This is a genomic window from Photobacterium alginatilyticum (assembly GCF_009910675.1).
In the GTDB taxonomy this organism is placed as follows: domain Bacteria; phylum Pseudomonadota; class Gammaproteobacteria; order Enterobacterales; family Vibrionaceae; genus Photobacterium; species Photobacterium alginatilyticum.
Genome location: NZ_RSEJ01000108.1, coordinates 1 through 1,425 on the forward strand (window position 1 = coordinate 1; position 1,425 = coordinate 1,425).

The 1,425-nt window shown below is 38.5% G+C and carries 2 protein-coding genes; both read left to right on the top strand.

The features are described from left to right. Nucleotides 1-185: 185 nt before the first annotated feature. On the top strand, nucleotides 186-569 hold the full coding sequence (locus tag EIZ48_RS28205) for a hypothetical protein (protein ID WP_160658701.1): 384 nt from the start codon (nucleotides 186-188) through the stop codon (nucleotides 567-569). Nucleotides 570-724: 155 nt separating this feature from the next. After that, complete coding sequence (locus EIZ48_RS28210; protein WP_160658703.1) at nucleotides 725-1,204, top strand: hypothetical protein; 480 nt, start codon at nucleotides 725-727, stop codon at nucleotides 1,202-1,204. The last annotated feature ends 221 nt before the right edge of the window (nucleotides 1,205-1,425 follow it).

A 1,425-nucleotide genomic window follows, 5' to 3' on the forward strand; every position in this document is an offset into this window, starting at 1 on the left:
CTAAGGGAGTCGTGTAGTATTTGAATATCACGCATCTTGTTTTCTTCTTTTGTTTTTGTGGTGAATTCATTAGATCAGAAGGCAAGGTGCGTGTCTACTTATTGAACAGTAAAGGAATTTTGTGGGGATTCCTGAGTTGCAGGCGTTAACTGCTCGACGTAATATGTTGGAGTATAGGAACGATAGTGGAAGAGTTACATAATGTGATTGATTTATTCAGGTCGTTTTTTGTTGAGATAAATGAGATTTTGGAAAACGATGGATATGATTTAGATAAATTTGACATGGCATCCCAGCGGTTACTTAATACACTGAAATTAATTGATTTTGATAAGTTTGTACTAAGTACATACGTATTAAAACCAATTTTTGATGAAAGGTTGACTGACAGGAAAAGCGTATTATATAAAGCGTTCACAAAATCTGAATATTTAAAAGTAGTACTTGATAATTATTGCAAGGAGTTTGGTTGTTCATTATCAGATCCGAATGATGAAGTTAGATCTGATGTCAGCCTCCAGTTTATTGACTGTGATTTTTGTGAAGTAATATCACACTATAATTTATGATACGCAGTTAACAATGCAATCAAGGTGATGCGTTACACTCGGCGGTTTTGGTATGAAGTTCGGTGCGCTTTGCTGGTTCAGTGGGGCACACCTTATTGCAGGCGTTATGCACCAGAGTCCCCTACGTTTAGTGGGCACTTTTAAACGGGATACAAATGGAAGTAACGAAGAAAAAAGTAACAGAATTACTGAGAAGTAATCTATTGATGGTTATTGGTACGATAGTATCTTTGCCATTTTGGTGGGTTATATCAAAGATGATATCGTGGCTAGCGATAAAAACCGTGTTTGCCTATGATTATGCATATAGATACGATGAGCATGTTGGCAGTATTTTATTTTTGCTCATACTTTGCACTTATATTAGGTACTTAGTTTTACTTTATAAGCGTTCAATGCTCAAACTGGATCATGATAGGGTTGTTTTAAAAGGTAGTTCAGGTTGGCGTTTAGTTGATAGTAATATCCCAGTGAGTGATTTGAAAGTTGTAAAGCTCAAAAGGTGTCTAGAGTTTCAGCGAGGTAGTGGACAAACCGTAAGATTAGCCTCAGTTTATGGTTTATACGACTCAAATTCATTGAATTCTTTCTTTCGGACATTATCCGACCGCGGTATCAAAATTCAAGATGCATAACAAAGCAATCAAGGTGACCCGTTACACTCGGCGGTTTTGGTATGAGGTTTGGTGCGCTCTGTTGGTTCAGTGCGGGGCACCTTATCGCAGGCGTTATGGCATTGGGTCACATAGGCAACGTGGTGTTCGCTTTTTACTCCGAGGGTCAAGCTTAGCAGCTATCAAGTCGCTCGTTTCAGGCGATATACCTGAACGCTTTTCGGTATAACGAACTGCGAGAT